The following is a 1,514-nucleotide window of genomic DNA, read 5'->3' as shown; positions in this document are numbered from 1 at the left end:
CCGCCGAGTACGGCGGCATCCGCTGGATCCTGGCCTTCTCGAACGAGCAGACGCTGGCCCGGTTCGCGATCGCGAGGGGTGAGGGCGAGCGGGAGTGGGCGTATCAGCGGGTGCTGGGCGCCAGGTTGCTGGACGCGGGTGTCCCGGCCGTCGGGGTGCCGTGCGGGGTGGCCCTGGATGCGGCGAGCGGGGCTGAAGGGGTGCTGTTCCCGCCGGTGGCGGGGATCGTGCCGGACGCGGCAGCCGTCGACGTGAGCGATGGGGAGGCACCGCGGTGAGCGGGGGCGAGGGCGGCAGGGACATCAGGGCTGCCGGGCTGGACGAGATAGCGAAGGGCATCACCCAGACGCTCGCCGAGCTGAAGGAGTTGGGCGTCGACAGTCTCGCGGGCGTGGGCCGGGGTTTCTCGAACCTGGAGCTGTCCGGGCTCCAACTCGGCCATGAGGGCCTGACATCCAAGTTCAAGTCCTTCTGCGAGCGTTGGGAGTGGGGTGTGCGTGCCCTGGTGGTGGAGGGCAACACCTTCGCGGAGGACGTGGGTCTGTCGGCGGGCACGCTGTACGAGACGGACCAGTACGTCGGCGGCGCGCTGAAGGTCGGCTACAACTCGGTGGTGGGCAACCCGTACGCGTCCGAGGACGACGTCGAGAAGATGAGCTGGGACCAGCTGCGCCGGAGCAGCGCCGATGCCGTGACCCACCCCGACTACAGCGAGAAGTCCTTCGACGAGGCGTGGCAGCACAGCAAGCAGAGCCTGAAGGACGCCGGGCGCGACGCGATGACCGGATCGCTGGGGCTGCCGCCGGGCGTGACCATGGACGACATCAACCGGGCGACCGGGAACAGCGACGACTACAACCGCTTGCTCGACGGCACGTGGGGCCCGTCCCCCGAGGAGCGCGCCCGGGCGGCCGAGCGGCGGGGTGAGGGCTGATGGGGCTCGGTGACCTGACCAACGACCTCATCGGTGGCGCCGGGCACGTCATCGACTCCGGCAAGAAGTTCGTCGGAGAGGGCATCGACAAAGGCACCGACCTCATCGGTGCGGGCCTGGACAAGGCTGGTGCCCACGGCTGGGCGGACAAGGTTGAGAACTGGGGTGATGGGGCGGCATCCGCTCTGGGCGCCACCCCCGGCGAGCAGCAGCTCGGCGAGAGCGACGACCCGACCGACCTGATCCACGGCAACGCGAAGGACATCCTGGCCACCGCGAAGCACCTGAAGGACTTCCACAAGGCCTTCGACAACGTCGGCCAGGGCATGCGGAAGCTGGACTCCTCGCAGTGGCAGGGCGAGGCGGCGGAGACGTTTCGCGAGAAGTTCGCGATGCATCCGGTGAAGTGGCTGCATGCGGCGGACGCTTGCTCGAAGGCGGCAGCCGCCCTGGAGACGTACGCGGAGACAGTCACCTGGGCGCAGAAGCAGGCCAAGCACGCCATCGACCTGTACAAGGCGGGCACGGAGGCCTCCGAGAGGGCGGCGACCTCGTACAAGAAGAAGGCCGACGCGTACAA

2 protein-coding genes and 1 pseudogene are annotated in these 1,514 nt (G+C 69.2%); all 3 read left to right on the top strand.

Annotation, left to right across the window (positions count from 1 at the left end):
* A pseudogene (locus ACIF83_RS45640) lies at nucleotides 1–278 on the top strand (hypothetical protein); the annotation flags it as partial.
* Nucleotides 275–934: a hypothetical protein gene (locus ACIF83_RS45635; protein ID WP_399736556.1), complete on the top strand. Its 660-nt coding sequence runs from the start codon at nucleotides 275–277 to the stop codon at nucleotides 932–934. The pseudogene ACIF83_RS45640 and the gene ACIF83_RS45635, both read left to right, overlap by 4 nt.
* Nucleotides 934–1,514: putative T7SS-secreted protein (locus ACIF83_RS45630; RefSeq protein ID WP_399736553.1), on the top strand; the 581-nt coding region annotated here is incomplete at its 3' end. The genes ACIF83_RS45635 and ACIF83_RS45630, both read left to right, overlap by 1 nt.

The organism is Streptomyces sp. NPDC085866 (assembly GCF_044541035.1).
GTDB lineage: Bacteria > Actinomycetota > Actinomycetes > Streptomycetales > Streptomycetaceae > Streptomyces.
Note: the sequence above shows the minus strand (reverse complement) of the source record. Positions and strands in the feature narration are given on the sequence as shown.